Consider the following 17,167-nt stretch of genomic DNA (forward strand, 5'->3'; position numbering starts at 1 on the left):
CGACGGCTGACAACCCCTAATTACAAAAAAACATTCGATCGACTAAAAAACGCGCTCTGACGGCTAAAAAGCACTGTTATTGGTGGCTTAATAAGCAAAAATGGGCCCGAAGGCCCATTTTTATTTGCTATGGCTGTTACTGCGTAGCCACTATAGCGCCATCCTGCACGTTCATTTCTATCGTTTTCCCCGGAACCAGCTGGCCAGAAAGTATCTGTTGTGCCAGCGGGTTCTCGATCTGCTGCTGAATTGCGCGTTTTAACGGCCTTGCCCCATATACCGGGTCATAACCGTTTTCGCCCAGCAGCTGCAGAGCGGCATCGGAAATATGTAGCTCATAGCCGCGATCGGTCAAACGATCGTACAGACGCTGCAGCTGAATTTTAGCAATAGAGGCAATGTGTTTTTCGCCCAGCGGATGGAAGACCACCAGCTCATCAATACGGTTGATAAATTCCGGACGGAAATGCTGCCCTACCACATTCATAACGACATCTTTCATTTCCGCATAGCTTAACGCGCCAAAACGTTCCTGAATCAGATCGGAACCCAGGTTCGAGGTCATAATGACCACGGTATTGCGGAAATCAACCGTTCTGCCCTGTCCATCCGTCAGGCGGCCGTCATCCAGCACCTGCAGCAGAATATTGAATACGTCCGGATGCGCTTTCTCTATCTCGTCCAGCAAAATGACGGAGTAAGGGCGACGGCGCACGGCCTCGGTCAGATAGCCGCCCTCTTCGTAGCCAACATAGCCAGGAGGTGCGCCCACCAGACGCGATACCGAATGTTTTTCCATAAACTCCGACATATCCAGCCGCACCATTGCGTCATCGCTGTCGAACATAAAGTTAGCCAGCGCTTTACACAGCTCGGTTTTACCCACGCCCGTCGGGCCAAGGAACAGGAATGAGCCAATCGGGCGATTCGGATCGGCCAGACCTGCACGACTGCGGCGGATTGCATTAGAAACCGCTTCGACAGCTTCATCCTGTCCGATGACGCGCTGATGCAGCTCCTGTTCCATACGCAGCAGCTTGTCGCGCTCGCCTTCCATCATGCGATCCACAGGGATACCGGTCCAGCGAGCCAGCACGTCCGCAATCTCGACGTCCGTCACGCGGTTACGCAGCAGCCGCATCGTTTTCCCTTCCGCCTGCGTGGCGGCAGCCAGCTGTTTTTCCAGCTCCGGGATTTTGCCGTATTGCAATTCCGACATCTGTGCCAGGTCACCAGTGCGACGCGCCTGCTCCAGCGACAGCTTCGCCTGTTCCAGATCCGCTTTAATAGTTTGCGTGCCGGACAGCGAGGCCTTCTCTGCTTTCCATTCCTCTTCCAGCTCTGAATAGTCGCGCTCTTTCTGACTCAGCTCTTCTTCAAGCATCTCCAGCCGTTTGATACTGGCATCGTCAGACTCTTTTTTCAGCGCCTGCTGTTCCAGCTTCAGCTGAATGATACGACGCTCCAGACGATCCAGCGCTTCCGGCTTGGAGTCAATCTGCATACGAATGCTGGAAGCCGCCTCGTCAATCAGGTCGATAGCCTTATCCGGCAGCTGCCTGTCGGCGATATAACGGTGCGACAGCGTAGCCGCAGCCACGATAGCCGGGTCGGTAATCTGCACATGGTGATGCAGCTCGTAGCGCTCTTTCAGCCCGCGCAGAATAGCGATGGTGTCTTCCACGCTTGGCTCCGCCACGAAGACTTTCTGGAAACGACGCTCCAGCGCCGCATCCTTCTCTATATACTGGCGATACTCATCCAGCGTGGTGGCGCCGACGCAGTGCAGCTCACCGCGAGCCAGCGCCGGTTTCAGCATGTTGCCGGCATCCATCGCGCCGTCCGCTTTTCCCGCGCCAACCATGGTGTGCAGCTCGTCAATAAACAGGATGACGTTGCCTTCCTGTTTGGACAGGTCATTGAGCACGCCTTTCAGGCGCTCTTCAAATTCGCCGCGATACTTAGCGCCCGCCACCAGCGCGCCCATATCCAGCGCCAGCACCCGGCGACCTTTCAGCCCTTCCGGCACTTCGCCATTGATAATGCGCTGCGCCAGCCCTTCCACAATTGCGGTTTTACCGACGCCAGGCTCGCCAATCAGCACCGGGTTGTTTTTGGTACGGCGTTGCAGAACCTGGATGGTGCGACGGATTTCCTCATCACGGCCGATAACCGGATCCAGTTTTCCTTTCTCCGCTCGCTCGGTCAGGTCGATAGTGTATTTATTAAGGGCCTGGCGCTGATCTTCAGCTCCCTGATCGTTCACGGTTTCGCCTCCACGCAGCTGGTCAATGGCGCGCTGGAGTTTTTCGCTGGTCGCCCCGGCAGATTTCAACAAATCAGCCAGCGAGCCTCGCGAGTCGAGCGCGGCCAGAACAAAAAGTTCCGATGAGATAAAGTTGTCGGCGCGCTTTTGCGCCAGTTTGTCGCACAGATTCAGCACGCGCACCAGGTCGGCGGAAGGCTGTACGTCGCCATCCGCGCCTTCAACCTGAGGCAAGCGGCTGATAGCCTGCTCAACGCCGTTGCGCAGTGCGGCAACATCCACGCCGGCTGAAGTCAGTAAAGGAGAGACAGAGCCGCCTTCCTGTTTGAGCAGAGCGCTCATCAGATGCAGCGGTTCAATAAATTGGTTGTCGCGCCCAAGCGCTAAAGACTGGGCATCGGCGAGAGCAAGCTGGAATTTATTAGTAAGACGATCCAGACGCATAATTCCCCCATTCAGGTCAAATTGCTACTGGAGATTAAATGAGGTCTTCCCTCAAATTTTCAAGTTAAATGACCGGAATATTTTGGTGAAAAAAAGCACAACCCGGACCGTCTTATGCGGACAGGTTAACTCAGCCAGACCAAACTTGCCATTCGACCTGTTACGCCATCGCGTCTGTAGGAAAAAAATTGGTCAGGCTGCGAGAAAGTGCACAGCCCGCCACCAGTGAAGTGGCGCACGCCTTTGCGCTGTAGCCGCAGACGCGCAAGCTGCCAGATATCGGCGTAATATTTATCGCCCGAGGGCGTAAAAGCAGCGGCATCTTCCGCATCCTGCGCTATAAATGCCTGCCGCACTTCCGCGCCGACCTCAAAAGCCTGCGGGCCAATTGCCGGCCCGAACCAGACCATGATCTCTTCCGACGGGGCCGTAAAGGCCGCCAGCGTCGCCTCCAGCACGCCTGCGCGCAATCCCCGCCAGCCGGCATGAGCCGCAGCAACCTCTTTCCCATCCTGCGAGCAGAACAAAACCGGCAGGCAATCCGCCGTCATTACCGCGCAAACCACGCCGGGCTGACGGGTATAAACGGCATCAGCCTGTAGGGAAGCGGGTGCTTCACCGGTAAGCGCAAGGACATTGACGCCGTGAACCTGCTCCAGCCAGACTGGCATAGCGGGCATTGACGCCAGCGTAACCAGACGCTCGCGATTGTGCTGCACCGCTGCGGCCCGATCGCCGACATGCGTCCCGAGGTTCAGCGAATCCCAGGGAGCATGGCTGACGCCATCACGGCGCGTGGTGCTACAGGCCCGCACGTTGGCGGGCGCATTCCATTCAGGCGTAAGCAGGCTCATTACCAGTCCAGCTGATCTTTAAATTCTTCGGTATCCGCTTTTAACGCCTCAATCAATTCGACCATGTCCTGCGGCAGCGGCGCATGCCATTCCATCTCAATACCGGTGACGGGATGATAAAGACGTAGCATGGTGGCGTGCAGCGCCTGACGATCGAATTTACGCAGCGTACCGATAAAATTCTCCGAGGCACCTTTTGGCGGACGCGGACGACCGCCATACAGCGGATCGCCCACCAGCGGATGGCTGATATGAGACATATGCACGCGGATCTGGTGAGTACGGCCCGTTTCGAGACGCAGACGCAGGCGCGTATGGGCACGGAAATGCTCCATAATGCGATAGTGCGTGGTAGCCGGTTTGCCCATTGGATGAACCGCCATATGCGTCCGCTTGGTCGAGTGACGGCTAATCGGCTCATTAACCGTGCCGCCCGCCGTCATCCTGCCAATTGCCACCGCTTCATACTCACGGGTGAATTCACGCAGCTGTAAAGATTCTACCAGGTGCGTCTGCGCAGGTACCGTTTTAGCCACCACCATCAGGCCAGTGGTATCTTTGTCCAGACGGTGCACAATGCCCGCACGCGGCACATCTGCAATAGCCGGATAATGATAAAGCAGCGCGTTCAGCACCGTACCGTCGGGATTACCGGCGCCCGGATGCACCACCAGATCGCGTGGTTTGTTGATAACCAGAATATCGTCATCTTCATAAACGATGTTCAGCGGGATGTTTTGCGCTTCCCAGCGCGCTTCTTCTTCTATCTCCGCTTCGATAGCGATTTGTTCGCCACCGAGCAGTTTTTCTCTCGGTTTGTCGATGATTACGCCGTTGACGCTGATGCGTCGGTCGAGAATCCACTCTTTTATACGAGATCTTGAATAATCAGGGAACAATTCGGCCAAAGCCTGATCTAAGCGTTGTCCGAGTTGCGATTCGGAGACCGTTGCGTTGAGTTTTACTTGTTGTGCCATAAACAGCTTCTTCGTTAACGTTGGGTTTTCACGGCGATGCCGTTTAATATAATGTGCTATTGTACCTGGTCACTATCGGGAGCTACATGGACAGCTTCCTGAATAACACTCTGAGGATAATCAAATCGTCATGACGCGTATGAAATATCTGGTGGCTGCAGCCACGTTGAGCCTGGCATTAGCGGGTTGTTCCGGCTCGAAGGATACGGTGCCCGATAGCCCGCCTTCCGAGATCTATGCCACAGCCCAGCAAAAACTGCAGGACGGTAACTTTAAAGGAGCAATAACGCAACTGGAAGCGCTTGATAACCGCTATCCGTTCGGGCCTTACTCCCAGCAAGTTCAGCTGGACCTGATCTACGCTTACTATAAAAATGCCGATTTACCGCTGGCGCAGGCCGCGATCGACCGCTTTATGCGTCTGAATCCAACCCACCCGAATATCGATTACGTGATTTATATGCGTGGTCTGACGGATATGGCGCTTGATGACAGCGCGCTGCAGGGCTTTTTCGGTATCGATCGTTCCGATCGCGATCCTTCTCACGCGCGTGATGCCTTCCACGACTTCTCTCAGCTGCTGCGCGGTTACCCGAACAGTCAGTACGCGACGGACGCAAGAAAGCGCCTTATCTATCTGAAAGATCGTCTGGCGAAGTATGAGCTTTCCGTGGCGCAATTCTACACCAAGCGTGAAGCTTATGTCGCTGTTGTTAATCGCGTTGAGCAAATGATGAAAGATTATCCGGATACGCAGGCGACGCGCCAGGCGCTGCCGCTGATGGAAAATGCTTATCGTAAGATGCAGCTGACCGCAGAAGCGGACAAAGTAGCGAAACTTATCGCGGCCAATCAGGCTTAACATAAAAAGGGCAGCGTTCGCGCTGCCCTTTTTTTCACCGGCGTCTGGCATATTACGCTGTTCCACCGGTAAGTTAACTTACCTATCATGCCTGTGAAAAAACCTCCCTACAAGCGCCTTCGCTACGATTACCAGCCTGCCTCACAAAATCTTCACTTTTGACAAAAAGTGACAAAATAAAGTGATGCAAATCACGCATTACGCCCTTTTCCAGGATATGCTTACTCTACATTCGACGGAAATGATTAGAGGTAAGCACTATGGTTCTGAACATTACCAGCAAGCAAATGGACATCACCCCGGCTATCCGCCAACATGTCGAAGAGCGTCTCGCCAAACTGGAAAAATGGCAAACCCATCTGATTAATCCGCATATCGTGCTTTCCAAAGAGCCGAAAGAATACGTTGCCGATGCCACTATCAACACGCCGAACGGCCCGCTGATTGCCAGCGCCAAACATGATGATATGTATGCGGCCATCAACGAACTGATCAATAAGCTGGAGCGTCAGCTGAACAAGGTTCAGCACAAGGGCGAAGCGAAGCGCGCCCAGGCCAGCGTTAAAGATATAAGCGTTATCGATCAGGAACTGGATTAAAGTTAATAACGCGCCTGCGGGCGCGTTTTTTATTGTTCTAATAAAATGAAATAAAAGGATTTATTTTAATAGATGTCCACATATCGACCACATCGACCAAACCAGCCCCTTTTGACGGGGCTTTTTTTGATCTACACAGGTCTCCGGGTGGAATAATATTAATTTTTATACAGCCGGGATGGATACCAAATCCTTCCGTTTCAGTATGGGTTTTATGATAAATTGGCCATGTAGCCGATCGTATTTATCATAAGGAAAGGAGATTCAGGATGAGTCAAAGGTCAGAAATAATTGATGGCAAAAAAGCTGCCGTTTTCAATAGAGGCCTGGTTTATACGGAAGTGCTGGGCTGGGTAGATCTTGGACATGCTCAGGGTACAGATATAATTGAATTGCTAAGGAAAATACGACAGGGGGAAGCTTCCGGAAAAGAATTTTATGATGTGACTTACTCTCAGGGTATGACGTCTTCATATGGACTGGCTCGATCAGGAAAAGTAATGACGTGGCGCTTAAGACATGGTCGCCCTTACTCTGAACAAAAAAGTATCGCGCTGGCGATGATGATGGCTATAGCGAGACAGTTCGAAATATTTCAGAGTTCATTCCCTAATAACCTGGTCACTGATAGCGGATTTAGCGGTGAAGATCTGGTGTCCGATCTGCTGGGATTTTACCGCGTCGTATCCGATCAAAACATCTTCCCCATATTACGGCCGGTCAGTAAAGCAGAAGCTCTTAAGCGCTGGGATTATTATGGTAAAATCGGCAACTGGAAAAACGATACGTTCCAGCCTCTGCTGTTCCCCGACCCGGAAAAATTCCCTCATGCAAGGCCGCGCATGGGAGTACTGCCAAAGTTTATGCAAAACGTTACCCCATATAGCAACTTCTCATCAGGAAATGTGATCCGTTCCCGTAATGATAAAACATTTGTTGTTCTGGGAGCAGAGAATGGCAGGATGGGATTGTGAAGAAATTTATAGCGGTACTTGCTGTTGTGCTACTACTCTGCGGAATAGCGTTCGTTTTTATCTGGCCAGTTCTGAGAATGGAATTTGCCAGTAGTGCGCATTATACCGAGCAGGATAAACGCGAATATAAGTATTACACACCTGAATTATTGAAGAAAATGCCAAGAATTTCTAAAGATTATGAATTTCACTATACAAATATCAGTGGGCCCCAGGCTTTTGTATTTGGCATACATTTTAACGGTACAACCGAGACAAGTAGGATCCGTAAATACCTTATTTCTGAAGGATATATACCGCAAAAAGAATGCCAGGTTCAAGCTGAATGCTGGCGTTCTCCACGGAACAACGATGTCGTATCGTTATATAAACTGGTGGAATTTAATGAAGCTGGAGTTGAGATCTACCGCAGGCCTAACAAAGAATAGTAAGTGTAAGTATCCAGAGAAAAGCCAGCTCGCAGACTGGTTTTCTCTTTTCCCTGGTGCTGGTCACTCATGCCTTTCCCGCACCGTTATAATAAACTTGTAGTAGCAGTCATCACACAGCGCATCGTCATTGGCCAACAGCCGTGCAAAAAAACGCCGCCTGAGCCCACACTCCTGGCAATATTTTAAGGCGATAAATTTTCTCATAGCACCAGGTCCTTTTCAGCTGACTGTTTTGCCACCAGCCCTGCCTTCTTGTTTTCCGATTTTTCTTTCTCATAACCAGGCCTGTTAACTTCGCTTAGCAATTGGGTGACGGCAGCAGAAACAGACTTACTGGCTATATTGCTGACGTTTCCGCCTTCATGCAGCACGATATTCCTGACCCCAAGCGGATGCCAGCGTCTGTATTTTTCAGGACGATCCTCAAACAAGGCCACCAGAGGGATCTGCAATGCCGATGCAAAATGTACGGGTGCGCTGTCCGCAGAAACAACAATATCCAGCTGCGTCATGGCCGCGATCAAATCGGCGACGGTTTGCGTAGAGACCCAGCGCGCTTTTTCATCTCTCCGCCATTTGGAAATACATTTATCCTGAGGTGAATGAAAAATAATAAACTCACATTTTCCGCTAAGCGCATCGGTTAATGCCTGCCATTTTTGCTCTGGCCATCGACGTTCCGCGCTATTGTTCGAAATGAATAAACCCACTCTGGCTCTGTTTTTTTCTCCCAGCTTTTGCTGCCAGTATAAAACCCGAGCCTGGCAGGGGAAAATTTGGGGATTCATCTGGTTAATATCCGGCGTGTTGAGTTCCGGCATAAGACAGAAACCGGCAAGTGCTTCATGAATTAAAGGTCGGGCCAGCATATGCGCAGGTATACGATCGTCAAACTCCGTATCAGCGTTGTGCCAGCGGCAGTCCGCAACGTTTAGCTGTCGGGCAAAGTTTATTGCATTTTTGTTCATCCCTCCGCTGGGGATGATAAGTAAATCAAACTTTATTTTCCGAAGCGAGAAAATTAACTTAACTCTATCCTTAAGGTAATTTAAAAATCCCGGCCGCACATTTTTTTCATAGTTTTTAGAATAGACATAATGGTGCACCCTGGCTACGGCAGGGTTATTATCCAGAACGGTTGAGTTATATTTACTGGCAAGAACATGTATTTCCGCCTGCGGCCACCTTTGCTTTAACGCCCGCAAAAAAGGTGTAGTACAAACCATATCCCCTAAAAAATCGATGCGAATAACCAGGATCCGCTTTATATCAGCCTTGTCCATAGACATGTCCTTACTGTAGGCACTTCTTCCATGAAAATAACATGTTAATCCTTGCATCCCTTCATAGCAAATACCATAAGAAAGCGAGGACATAATATCAGATACTCTTTACCATAAAAACAGGATAATAATCCAATTAACGTAGCTTCAATGTTAATATATAAAAATTCAATTAACAGAATTCATTATATTAACAGAGAATTTTCACAATAAATGATTATTATAAATGCCACTCAGATTTTATATAAAATGTATCATTACAAAATATTAACTATATTCAGTAAGGCTTCGGGTTGAGAGAGTAGAAAATGCCATGTGCTTATCTCAAACGTCAGCAGAAGGGCTGGGTGGACAGCCAACCTGCTCCCTGCCCGGCTACAGCTCACGCCTGGCGAAACGCTCTGCAATCCCCCTGAAGAGCCTTGCTCTTTCGCCCTATGCCAGCACTACCAGCCCTTTCGCCTGATAACACTTTGCCGCTCCGCCCTCCGAAACGCGTTTTTTATTGACAGCATTAAATCGCTGCGGTTACTTTAACCTTCTGACAATCGTGGATACTCTGATGAAACAGCTGCCGTTCTTCTTCGCCTTCTTTTTTACCTTCCGTTGACCGGGAGGCAATTCGTCGTATAAGAAAGCATGCGAAGACGAATAACAAGGCCTCCCAACCGGGAGGCTTTTTTTTTATGAACATCTGACAGGTAGCCTATGACCACCGAAAATCCCCTGCTGGGCCTGCGCGAAAAAATCAGCGCGCTGGATGAACAACTGCTGAGCCTGCTGGCTAACCGTCGGGCGCTGGCGATTGAGGTTGCGAAGGCGAAAATGGCCACGCACCGCCCCGTACGCGATATCGATCGCGAGCGCGATCTGCTGGAACATCTGGTCACGCTGGGTAAAGCTCATCAGCTGGATGCGCACTACATCACCCGACTTTTTCAGCTGGTTATTGAAGATTCCGTGCTGACGCAGCAGGCGTTGCTGCAAAAGCATCTGAATCAGACTAATGCGCAGTCGGCGCGTATTGCCTTCCTTGGCCCAAAAGGCTCTTATTCGCATCTTGCCTCACGTAACTATGCCGCTCGCCACTTCGATAGGTTTATCGAGTGCGGCTGTCTGAACTTCCGCGACATCTTTAATCAGGTGGAAACAGGCCAGGCCGACTACGCGGTATTGCCGATCGAAAACACCAGTTCCGGCTCGATCAATGAGGTGTACGATTTGCTGCAGCAGACCAGCCTTTCGCTGGTTGGCGAGATGACGCTCCCTATCGATCACTGCGTGCTGGTTACCGGCAGCACGGACTTGCAGCAGATAGAAACCGTTTACAGCCATCCTCAGCCTTTCCAGCAGTGCAGCGAGTTTATCCATCGCTATCCGCACTGGAAGATTGAATATACTGAAAGCACCGCGGCCGCGATGGAGCAGGTTGCAGCGCTGAATTCACCGAAGGTCGCAGCGCTGGGCAGCCAGGCGGGCGGCGAGCTGTATAACCTGCAGGTGCTTGAACGCAATCTGGCTAACCAGCAGCAGAATATCACCCGCTTTGTTATCCTCGCGCGCAAACCCATTGAGGTCACGCTTCAGGTTCCGGCCAAAACCACGTTAATTATGGCGACCGGACAGCAGGCTGGTGCATTGGTAGAAGCACTGTTGGTGCTGCGTCAGCATAATCTGGTGATGAGCAAACTGGAATCACGCCCGATTAACGGCAATCCATGGGAAGAGATGTTTTATATCGATTTTCAGGGTAACCTGCGCTCGGAAGAAGTACAGCAGGCGTTACGCGAACTGGCACCGATTACGCGTTCGCTGAAAGTGCTGGGCTGTTACCCAAGCGAAAACGTGCTGCCGGTCGACCCTTCCTGAGTACCGCCTCAGCCGCTTTCAGAAGCGGCTGAAACTTTTGGCCTATACCTCGCCTGGATCATTTACCTGCACCGCCCTGACGCTATATCATCGACTATATAACGTTTCTCAGGGAAATTTATGCGCAACTTTTTACGCTCCGCAGTGTTGCTTTCGCTTGGCCTGTTGGCCTTTTCCGCTTTTGCCGATCGTCAGGTTACCGATCAGCTGGGCCGCCAGGTCACGCTTCCCGATCGCGTCGATCGCGTCGTGGTCTTGCAGCATCAAACCCTCAATATCCTGGTGCAGCTGGATGCCACCAATACCCTTGTTGGCATCCTTGGCAACTGGAAGCAGCAGCTCGGCGACGGCTATTCGCGGCTGGCGCCGGAACTGACGCGTCTGCCGACGCTGGGTGATTTAACTCATGTGGATGTAGAAAAGCTGGTTGCGCTACATCCGCAGGTGGTTTTTGTCACTAACTATGCGCCGCAGGAGATGATTGACCAGATCCAGAAACTCGGCATCGCCGTTATCGCCATCTCGCTGCGTGCCGATAATCAACAGCAAAACCGTCTGAATCCCGATCTGGCTGACGAAGAGCAGGCTTATAGTGAAGGATTAAAAGAAGGCGTTCGCCTGATCGGCGAGGTGGTAAACCACCAGCAGCAGGCCGAAACGCTGATTAAAGCCACTTTCAATCAGCGGCAGCAAACGGGCAACCGGTTACAGGCGATCCCTGCTTCGCAGCGCATTCGGGTCTATATGGCTAATCCCGACCTTACGACCTACGGCTCCGGCAAATATACCGGCCTGATGATGGCGCATGCCGGTGCGCTGAACGTCGCCGCCGCAGCGGTGAAAGGGTATAAGCAGGTTTCTATGGAGCAGATCCTCGCCTGGGATCCGCAGGTGATCTTCGTGCAGGATCGCTATCCGCAGGTGATCGACGAGATCAACCAGCAGCCCGCCTGGCAGGCTGTGGATGCCGTTAAGCATCATCGCGTTTATTTGATGCCTGAATATGCCAAGGCCTGGGGCTATCCGATGCCAGAAGCGCTGGCGCTGGGCGAATTATGGATGGCGAAAAAGCTTTACCCGGAAAAATTCCAGGATGTCGATATGCAGAAAAAAGCGGATACCTGGTATCAGCGCTTCTATCGTACCCACTATACGGGTAGCAACTGATGAGCCTTACCGTTCTGGCTGCCGGAAGCCTGCGCGCCGTGTGGCCGGCGCTGGCCTCAGCGTATGGTCAACCAATCAGGGTAGCGTTTGGCCCGGCCGGGCTACTGTGCGAGCGAATTAAGCAGGGCAAGCGCTGCGATCTCTTTTTATCGGCCAATCTGACGCATCCGCAATCTTTGATCGCGGCAGGTATCGCACTCGACAGCGCCGTCTTTGTCCACAATCAGCTCTGCCTGAGCGTGCCTGCTGCCCTGGCCGCGTCGAACAAAAGCTGGCTGGAGCTGCTAAGCCATCCGCACTTACGCGTCGCCACCTCTACGCCGTTAAGCGATCCATCCGGCGACTACGCCTGGCAGCTTTTCGATCGTATTGAACGTCGCTATGCGGGAGTGGGAACCGCGCTGAAACAGCGGGCGCTACAGCTGGTTGGCGGCCCATTCAGCCCGGCTGTTCCGGCTGGGGAACCGGCAGCGAATTGGGTGCTGAACGGCGATCGGGCGGATATTTTTATCGGCTATCAGAGCTATGCCGCGCGGCCCGGGATTAAAACTATTACTATCCCGCCGCCTTTCCATATCCGCGCAGACTATGCTTTTGCCCTGTGTCATGCAAAAGCACAGCCGCTGGCAGATTTCTTACTGAGCGCCGAGGCGCAGGGAATTTTAGCGAAAGACGGCTTTCTTCCGCTGGAGAAGAGAGCCTGAGGCGAGAATACAGGCCGCGATCGGGCCTGCATTTTATCCAAAGCCGTTATCGGCGGCTGTCGTTGGCCTGACGCAGCAGCGAACGACTTTCCAGCATAAAGCTCTGGGCGTAATCGCCAAACCAATGCTCTACGCGACGGAAACTGTCGACGAACGCCTGCTTGTCGCCCCGCTCCAGCAGCTGAATAGCCTCGCCGAAGCGCTGATAGTAACGTTTAATCAGCGCCAGATTATTTTCTGAGGACATGATGATGTCCGCATAGAGCTGAGGATCCTGCGCAAAGAGTCTGCCCACCATCGCCAGCTCCAGGCGGTAAATAGGCGATGAAAGCGCCAGCAGCTGCTCAAGATTCACGTTCTCTTCCGCCAGATGCAGGCCATAGGCAAAGGTGGCGAAGTGACGCAGCGCCTGAATAAAGGCCATGTTCTGATCATGCTCTACCGCGCTGATGCGGTGCAGACGTGCGCCCCAGACCTGGATCTGTTCCAGAAACCACTGATAGGCTTCCGGCTGACGGCCGTCGCACCAGACCACCACCTGTTTCGCCAGGCTACCGCTGTCCGGGCCGAACATCGGATGCAGCCCCAGCACCGGGCCGCTGTGCGCGGCCAGCATCGCCTGAAGCGGGCCATTTTTTACCGAGGCCAGATCCACAAGAATACAGTCTTCCGGCAGCGGCGGCAGATCGGCAATCGCTTTTTCCGTCAGGTGGATCGGCACGCTGATGATCACCATTCCCGCATCCGCCAGCAGGCTTTCCGCCTGCGCCCACTCCTCTTTATCCAGGATTTTCACCTGATAACCGGAAAGGGTCAGCATCTTTTCAAACAGCCGCCCCATTTTGCCCTTGCCGCCAACGATGACTACCGGTCGAAGCTGCGGATGCAGCGTTTTGAAGCCTTTATCGTTTTCACTGGCGTAGGATTCGCGCATAACGCGGCGCAGCACATCTTCGATCAGGTCTGGCGGCACGCCAAGCGTCTCCGCCTCTTTACGCCGTGACGCCAGCATGGAAGCTTCGCGCTCCGGCACGTAAATCGGCAGACCGTAGCGGCTTTTTACTTCGCCCACCTCGGCGACCAGACTCAGCCTTTTGGCCAGCAGATCGAGCAGGGCTTTGTCCACTTCATCAATTTGATCGCGCAGCGCGGTCAGTTCAGCCACCATAATTAACCCTCTTGCGACAGACGCGCCGCCAGTACTCCGTCCAGTTCCTGATGAATTGTTCGCAACAGCGTTTCGGTCGTTTCCCAGTTGATGCAGGCATCGGTCACGGAAACGCCGTAGCGCATGGCGCTTTTGGGCTGTTCGGACGACTGGCTGCCTTCGTGCAGATGGCTTTCCAGCATCAGCCCAATCACGGAACGGTTGCCGTCTCTGATTTGCGAGACGGCGGACTCGGCTACGCCGGACTGGCGACGGAAGTCTTTGTTAGAATTACCATGGCTGCAATCTATCATCAGCGCCGGACGGAGTCCCGCCTGAAGCATCTCTTTTTCACACTGCGCGACATCTTCCGGCCCGTAGTTTGGCTGTTTGCCGCCGCGCAGGATGACGTGGCCATCCGGATTACCCTGGGTCTGCAACAGGCAGACCTGGCCGCTCTGGTTGATACCCACAAAGCGGTGCGGCATAGAGGCGGCGCGCATTGCGTTAATCGCCGTGCCCAGACTGCCGTCCGTGCCGTTTTTAAAGCCGACCGGCATAGAGAGGCCGGAAGCCATTTCCCGGTGCGTTTGCGACTCGGTAGTGCGTGCGCCGATGGCCGACCAGCTGAACAGATCGCCCAGGTATTGCGGACTGTTAGGATCCAGCGCTTCCGTTGCCAGCGGCAGCCCCATCTCGACCAGTTCAACCAGCAGCTGACGGGCGATATGCAGACCGGCTTCCATATCGAAAGAGTTATCCATGTAGGGATCGTTGATCAGCCCTTTCCAGCCAACGGTGGTGCGAGGCTTTTCAAAATAGACGCGCATCACGATATAGAGCTGATCTTTGAGATCGTCAGAAAGCGCTTTCAGATGCCGCGCATAGTCCAGCGCTGCTTCGGTATCGTGGATCGAACAGGGGCCGCACACCACCAGCAAACGGTGATCTTTTCCGCTGATAATGTCTGAAATAGTCTGACGGGAAGCAGCGATCTGCGTCTGCTGCGCGTCGGTCAGGGGGAACTTGTTTTTCAGCTCCTGCGGCGTAATTAAAATCTGTTCGTCGGCGATATGAACGTTGTTCAGCGCATCTTTTTGCATGGTCGTCAGCTCTCTAGTGGTCCCGTCAGCCTGTCATCAAGGTTTGAATACTGTATCAGAAGCGGTACAAAACTCAATCTCCCTATGTACACTTTTATTACCACAAAAGATAAACAAGAAGAAAAAAAAAATAAATGATTGTTAATCATATAGTTAATAAAAAATAAGACCAGAAACCAAAACGCCTACATGTAAAGTTAAATTTACACCAATATATGCGTTAACCTTACGTCTACCCGATAACCTGAAGTAAAGGACGTCGTACGGCTATCAGCAGGTTAGCCATAGCTACTTTTATTGATTGATCTGTCGCTGTTGAAATGTTTATAAATAACCCTGGGATTTTATAAAGGCAGCGTCGCTTTAAAAACCTGCATCATCCGCCGTATTGCCTTAAGCCGCCGCTTTTTTCGGGCTTCTGTCTGCATTAATAACGCCGTATAAATATTAATAAGCCTGAAGGAAAAGCCATATGCAGGTGCTTTACCGCCCTTACCGTCACGACGACGCCATTGAATTTGCGCAAGCCGTGAATGCCTCACTGGATACGTTGCGTCCCTGGCTGCTCTGGGCGCATGAAGGTTTTAGTCCAGCAGAAGCTCGCCGCTGGTTTGCCGCTACCCACATGCTGCGTGAGACAGGCGAAGCCAACGAGCTGGGGCTTTTCGCCGGGGATGGCCGCTTGCTGGGCGGTGCCGGACTGCGCTATTCCAGCGATCAGAAAAATCTGTGCTCAATAGGCTACTGGGTACGCAGCAGCGAGCAGCGACAGGGCATCGCCAGCCAGGCCGTGCGTTATCTTCTCGATCTGGCGTGGCAGGATCAGGAAAAAGATACGGTAGAAATCCTGGCAGTGGCGGAAAATATGGCCAGCCGCCGCGTGGCGGAAAAATGCGGCGCAGCCTTTATGGGCATTAAGCATGGATTGATCGTGCTGGATAGTGGGCCGGCGGATACGGCCATTTACCGCTTTCATCGAACGCGCTGATTTTCTGAAAACCCGCAACCCTGTGCTTCGGGTTGTTTTATATTTCCATGACTCATCGGGCCGATACGCCTGACGGCTGCGCTCAATAGTCAAAAGCGTAAGCCAGATTGCTGGCTAACGTATAGCCTCTTTTTTCTGCAAACAGGAAACAACATGCACCAATCTGTCCGTCTTGCCCTGGTGGGCGATTTCCGTCCTGATGCCGTGGCGCACCAGGCCATCCCACCCGCTATCAAGCTTGCCGCCGACTCGCTCAATATTTCGGTAGAGGCAGAATGGTTGCCCACCCCAGAGATTACCTCGACTGACGTATTGCATAATTTTAATGCGATCTGGGTCGTGCCGGGCAGCCCTTATCAGCATGACCAGGGCGCTTTTATGGCTATCACCTGGGCGCGCGAAAACAATATCCCTTTTCTTGGTTCCTGCGGCGGTTTTCAGTATGCGCTTATTGAGTACGCGCGCAACGTGATGGGCTGGCAAGATGCGGCACATGCGGAAACGGATACGGAAGGCCGTATGGTGATTGCGCCGCTTAGCTGCTCGCTGGTTGAACAAACAGGCGACATCGTCATTGAACCCGGTTCGACGATAGCAAAAGCCTACGGCAAACTCAGCACGCATGAAGGCTATCATTGTAACTTTGGCGTTAACCCTGATTTCGGGAACGAACTGGCCGATTTTCCGCTGCGCATCAGCGCGAGAGATCGGCAAGGCGATGTGCGCGGCATAGAATTGCCCCATCACCGATTTTTTGTCGCTACGCTGTTTCAATCCGAACGGGCGTCGCTGCGTCATGCGCTTTCGCCGCTGGTCGTCGCTTTGCTTACGGAGGCCGGGCGCTAAATGAACGTTTATACATTTCCTAAAAGCCGCTCCTTGAGGGTGCTATGGACTCTGGAAGAGCTAAAATTAGATTACACCACTTCTCCGGTAGCGCTCTTTTCCACAGAACCAGCGGCCTCTTCTCCTCATCCCTTACATAAAGTGCCCGTACTGGAGGACGAAGGTAGCCTTATTTTTGAAACGGCAGCTATCTGCCAGTATCTGGGCGAAAAAAAAGGGGATGGGAAACTTTACCCGACGGATGCGCTGCAAAAAGCCAAAGTCAATGAGTGGCTCAGCTTTTCTCTGACAGACCTTGAATCGCCAGTCTGGTATTTGCTTAAACATAAATTTTTACTGCCCGAGGCTCTACGTTCGCCAGCAGTGATTGAGACAACTTTCCGTGACGCCAGCAAGACGCTTGACGCTATCCGTTTTTCAGCTGAACAAGAGTGGATTGCAGGTGAGCATTTTACGCTGGCCGATATTTTCTTCTCGCATACGCTGATGTGGGCGCAACTGTGCGCATTGCCGGTTAACGATAAATTGACCCGTTACGTAGCAAGATGTCAGCGACGGGAAGCGTTCAGCAAGGCGCTGGAGAGGAATAACCGCACGGCCTGACGCGTTACGGCAGGCAAAAAAAAGGGCCGGTCTTTCGACCGGCCCCCTGT

General features: G+C 52.5%; 17 protein-coding genes and 1 other annotated feature. Of the genes, 11 read left to right on the plus strand and 6 right to left on the minus strand.

Annotation, left to right across the window (positions count from 1 at the left end):
• Positions 1 to 136: 136 nt before the first annotated feature.
• The 3 genes from clpB to rluD form a co-directional block, all read right to left on the minus strand.
• Positions 137 to 2,710 (minus strand): ATP-dependent chaperone ClpB, encoded by a 2,574-nt coding sequence (gene clpB, locus AB6T85_RS13785; protein ID WP_369895883.1) that lies wholly within the window; start codon positions 2,708 to 2,710, stop codon positions 137 to 139.
• A 125-nt stretch (positions 2,711 to 2,835) separates the two neighbouring features.
• Positions 2,836 to 3,564: a purine nucleoside phosphorylase YfiH gene (gene yfiH / locus AB6T85_RS13790; RefSeq protein WP_369895884.1), complete on the minus strand. Its 729-nt coding sequence runs from the start codon at positions 3,562 to 3,564 to the stop codon at positions 2,836 to 2,838.
• Complete coding sequence (rluD, locus tag AB6T85_RS13795; protein WP_253459024.1) at positions 3,564 to 4,541, minus strand: 23S rRNA pseudouridine(1911/1915/1917) synthase RluD; 978 nt, start codon at positions 4,539 to 4,541, stop codon at positions 3,564 to 3,566. Before rluD ends, yfiH begins: the two co-directional genes overlap by 1 nt.
• Before the next feature lie 130 nt (positions 4,542 to 4,671).
• Here rluD and bamD point away from each other — a divergent pair, with 130 nt between their 5' ends.
• From bamD to AB6T85_RS13815, 4 genes are all read left to right on the plus strand, one after another.
• Positions 4,672 to 5,403, plus strand: coding sequence for an outer membrane protein assembly factor BamD (gene bamD / locus AB6T85_RS13800; protein ID WP_125287479.1), 732 nt, complete (start codon positions 4,672 to 4,674; stop codon positions 5,401 to 5,403).
• Positions 5,404 to 5,663: 260 nt separating this feature from the next.
• A complete protein-coding gene (gene raiA, locus AB6T85_RS13805) occupies positions 5,664 to 6,002 on the plus strand; it encodes a ribosome-associated translation inhibitor RaiA (protein ID WP_253459021.1) in 339 nt (112 codons plus the stop codon).
• Between the two features lie 269 nt (positions 6,003 to 6,271).
• Positions 6,272 to 6,976 carry a hypothetical protein gene (locus tag AB6T85_RS13810; protein ID WP_253459018.1) on the plus strand — a complete coding sequence of 235 codons (705 nt, stop codon included), beginning with the start codon at positions 6,272 to 6,274 and terminating at the stop codon, positions 6,974 to 6,976.
• Positions 6,973 to 7,404, plus strand: a complete 432-nt coding sequence (locus AB6T85_RS13815; protein ID WP_301253459.1) for a hypothetical protein — start codon at positions 6,973 to 6,975, stop codon at positions 7,402 to 7,404. Before AB6T85_RS13810 ends, AB6T85_RS13815 begins: the two co-directional genes overlap by 4 nt.
• A 203-nt stretch (positions 7,405 to 7,607) precedes the next feature.
• Here AB6T85_RS13815 and AB6T85_RS13820 read toward each other — a convergent pair whose 3' ends face one another.
• The gene (locus AB6T85_RS13820; protein ID WP_369895993.1) at positions 7,608 to 8,675 is read right to left on the minus strand and encodes a glycosyltransferase family 9 protein; all 1,068 of its coding nucleotides are present in this window, start codon (positions 8,673 to 8,675) and stop codon (positions 7,608 to 7,610) included.
• Positions 8,676 to 9,251: 576 nt separating this feature from the next.
• Positions 9,252 to 9,376, plus strand: a sequence feature (Phe leader region).
• Between AB6T85_RS13820 and pheL the strand changes: the two genes are divergently transcribed.
• From pheL to AB6T85_RS13840, 4 genes are all read left to right on the plus strand, one after another.
• Positions 9,253 to 9,300 (plus strand): pheA operon leader peptide PheL, encoded by a 48-nt coding sequence (gene pheL / locus AB6T85_RS13825; protein WP_199746341.1) that lies wholly within the window; start codon positions 9,253 to 9,255, stop codon positions 9,298 to 9,300. It overlaps the preceding feature by 48 nt.
• Positions 9,377 to 9,398: 22 nt before the next feature.
• The gene (gene pheA, locus AB6T85_RS13830) at positions 9,399 to 10,559 is read left to right on the plus strand and encodes a bifunctional chorismate mutase/prephenate dehydratase (RefSeq protein ID WP_301730151.1); all 1,161 of its coding nucleotides are present in this window, start codon (positions 9,399 to 9,401) and stop codon (positions 10,557 to 10,559) included.
• A gap of 120 nt (positions 10,560 to 10,679) precedes the next feature.
• Positions 10,680 to 11,726 carry an ABC transporter substrate-binding protein gene (locus AB6T85_RS13835; RefSeq protein ID WP_369895887.1) on the plus strand — a complete coding sequence of 349 codons (1,047 nt, stop codon included), beginning with the start codon at positions 10,680 to 10,682 and terminating at the stop codon, positions 11,724 to 11,726.
• Positions 11,726 to 12,430 (plus strand): substrate-binding domain-containing protein, encoded by a 705-nt coding sequence (locus tag AB6T85_RS13840; RefSeq protein WP_367317871.1) that lies wholly within the window; start codon positions 11,726 to 11,728, stop codon positions 12,428 to 12,430. The genes AB6T85_RS13835 and AB6T85_RS13840 overlap by 1 nt, the downstream gene beginning before the upstream one ends.
• Before the next feature lie 46 nt (positions 12,431 to 12,476).
• Here AB6T85_RS13840 and tyrA read toward each other — a convergent pair whose 3' ends face one another.
• A complete protein-coding gene (tyrA, locus tag AB6T85_RS13845; protein WP_253459007.1) occupies positions 12,477 to 13,598 on the minus strand; it encodes a bifunctional chorismate mutase/prephenate dehydrogenase in 1,122 nt (373 codons plus the stop codon).
• A 2-nt stretch (positions 13,599 to 13,600) separates the two neighbouring features.
• Positions 13,601 to 14,680, minus strand: a complete 1,080-nt coding sequence (locus tag AB6T85_RS13850) for a 3-deoxy-7-phosphoheptulonate synthase (RefSeq protein ID WP_253459004.1) — start codon at positions 14,678 to 14,680, stop codon at positions 13,601 to 13,603.
• A gap of 472 nt (positions 14,681 to 15,152) precedes the next feature.
• Here AB6T85_RS13850 and AB6T85_RS13855 point away from each other — a divergent pair, with 472 nt between their 5' ends.
• The 3 genes from AB6T85_RS13855 to AB6T85_RS13865 all read left to right on the plus strand — a co-directional run bounded on the left by AB6T85_RS13855 (position 15,153) and on the right by AB6T85_RS13865 (position 17,117).
• Positions 15,153 to 15,668, plus strand: coding sequence for a GNAT family N-acetyltransferase (locus AB6T85_RS13855; protein ID WP_253459002.1), 516 nt, complete (start codon positions 15,153 to 15,155; stop codon positions 15,666 to 15,668).
• 153 nt (positions 15,669 to 15,821) lie between these two features.
• A complete protein-coding gene (locus tag AB6T85_RS13860) occupies positions 15,822 to 16,514 on the plus strand; it encodes a CTP synthase C-terminal region-related (seleno)protein (RefSeq protein ID WP_253458999.1) in 693 nt (230 codons plus the stop codon).
• On the plus strand, positions 16,515 to 17,117 hold the full coding sequence (locus tag AB6T85_RS13865) for a glutathione S-transferase family protein (protein ID WP_301253462.1): 603 nt from the start codon (positions 16,515 to 16,517) through the stop codon (positions 17,115 to 17,117).
• The last annotated feature ends 50 nt before the right edge of the window (positions 17,118 to 17,167 follow it).

The organism is Erwinia aeris, from assembly GCF_041224955.1.
GTDB classification, from domain to species: Bacteria; Pseudomonadota; Gammaproteobacteria; order Enterobacterales; family Enterobacteriaceae; genus Erwinia; species Erwinia aeris.

What these genes read in the sequence shown, in the direction of transcription:
- rluD (WP_253459024.1), bottom strand. Translation starts at nt 4,541, where the DNA reads ATGGCACAACAAGTAAAACTCAACGCAACGGTCTCCGAATCGCAACTC.
- clpB (WP_369895883.1), bottom strand. Translation starts at nt 2,710, where the DNA reads ATGCGTCTGGATCGTCTTACTAATAAATTCCAGCTTGCTCTCGCCGAT.
- yfiH (WP_369895884.1), bottom strand. Translation starts at nt 3,564, where the DNA reads ATGAGCCTGCTTACGCCTGAATGGAATGCGCCCGCCAACGTGCGGGCC.
- AB6T85_RS13810 (WP_253459018.1), top strand. Translation starts at nt 6,272, where the DNA reads ATGAGTCAAAGGTCAGAAATAATTGATGGCAAAAAAGCTGCCGTTTTC.
- raiA (WP_253459021.1), top strand. Translation starts at nt 5,664, where the DNA reads ATGGTTCTGAACATTACCAGCAAGCAAATGGACATCACCCCGGCTATC.
- AB6T85_RS13850 (WP_253459004.1), bottom strand. Translation starts at nt 14,680, where the DNA reads ATGCAAAAAGATGCGCTGAACAACGTTCATATCGCCGACGAACAGATT.
- AB6T85_RS13835 (WP_369895887.1), top strand. Translation starts at nt 10,680, where the DNA reads ATGCGCAACTTTTTACGCTCCGCAGTGTTGCTTTCGCTTGGCCTGTTG.
- AB6T85_RS13855 (WP_253459002.1), top strand. Translation starts at nt 15,153, where the DNA reads ATGCAGGTGCTTTACCGCCCTTACCGTCACGACGACGCCATTGAATTT.
- tyrA (WP_253459007.1), bottom strand. Translation starts at nt 13,598, where the DNA reads ATGGTGGCTGAACTGACCGCGCTGCGCGATCAAATTGATGAAGTGGAC.
- AB6T85_RS13865 (WP_301253462.1), top strand. Translation starts at nt 16,515, where the DNA reads ATGAACGTTTATACATTTCCTAAAAGCCGCTCCTTGAGGGTGCTATGG.
- pheA (WP_301730151.1), top strand. Translation starts at nt 9,399, where the DNA reads ATGACCACCGAAAATCCCCTGCTGGGCCTGCGCGAAAAAATCAGCGCG.
- AB6T85_RS13840 (WP_367317871.1), top strand. Translation starts at nt 11,726, where the DNA reads ATGAGCCTTACCGTTCTGGCTGCCGGAAGCCTGCGCGCCGTGTGGCCG.
- AB6T85_RS13860 (WP_253458999.1), top strand. Translation starts at nt 15,822, where the DNA reads ATGCACCAATCTGTCCGTCTTGCCCTGGTGGGCGATTTCCGTCCTGAT.
- bamD (WP_125287479.1), top strand. Translation starts at nt 4,672, where the DNA reads ATGACGCGTATGAAATATCTGGTGGCTGCAGCCACGTTGAGCCTGGCA.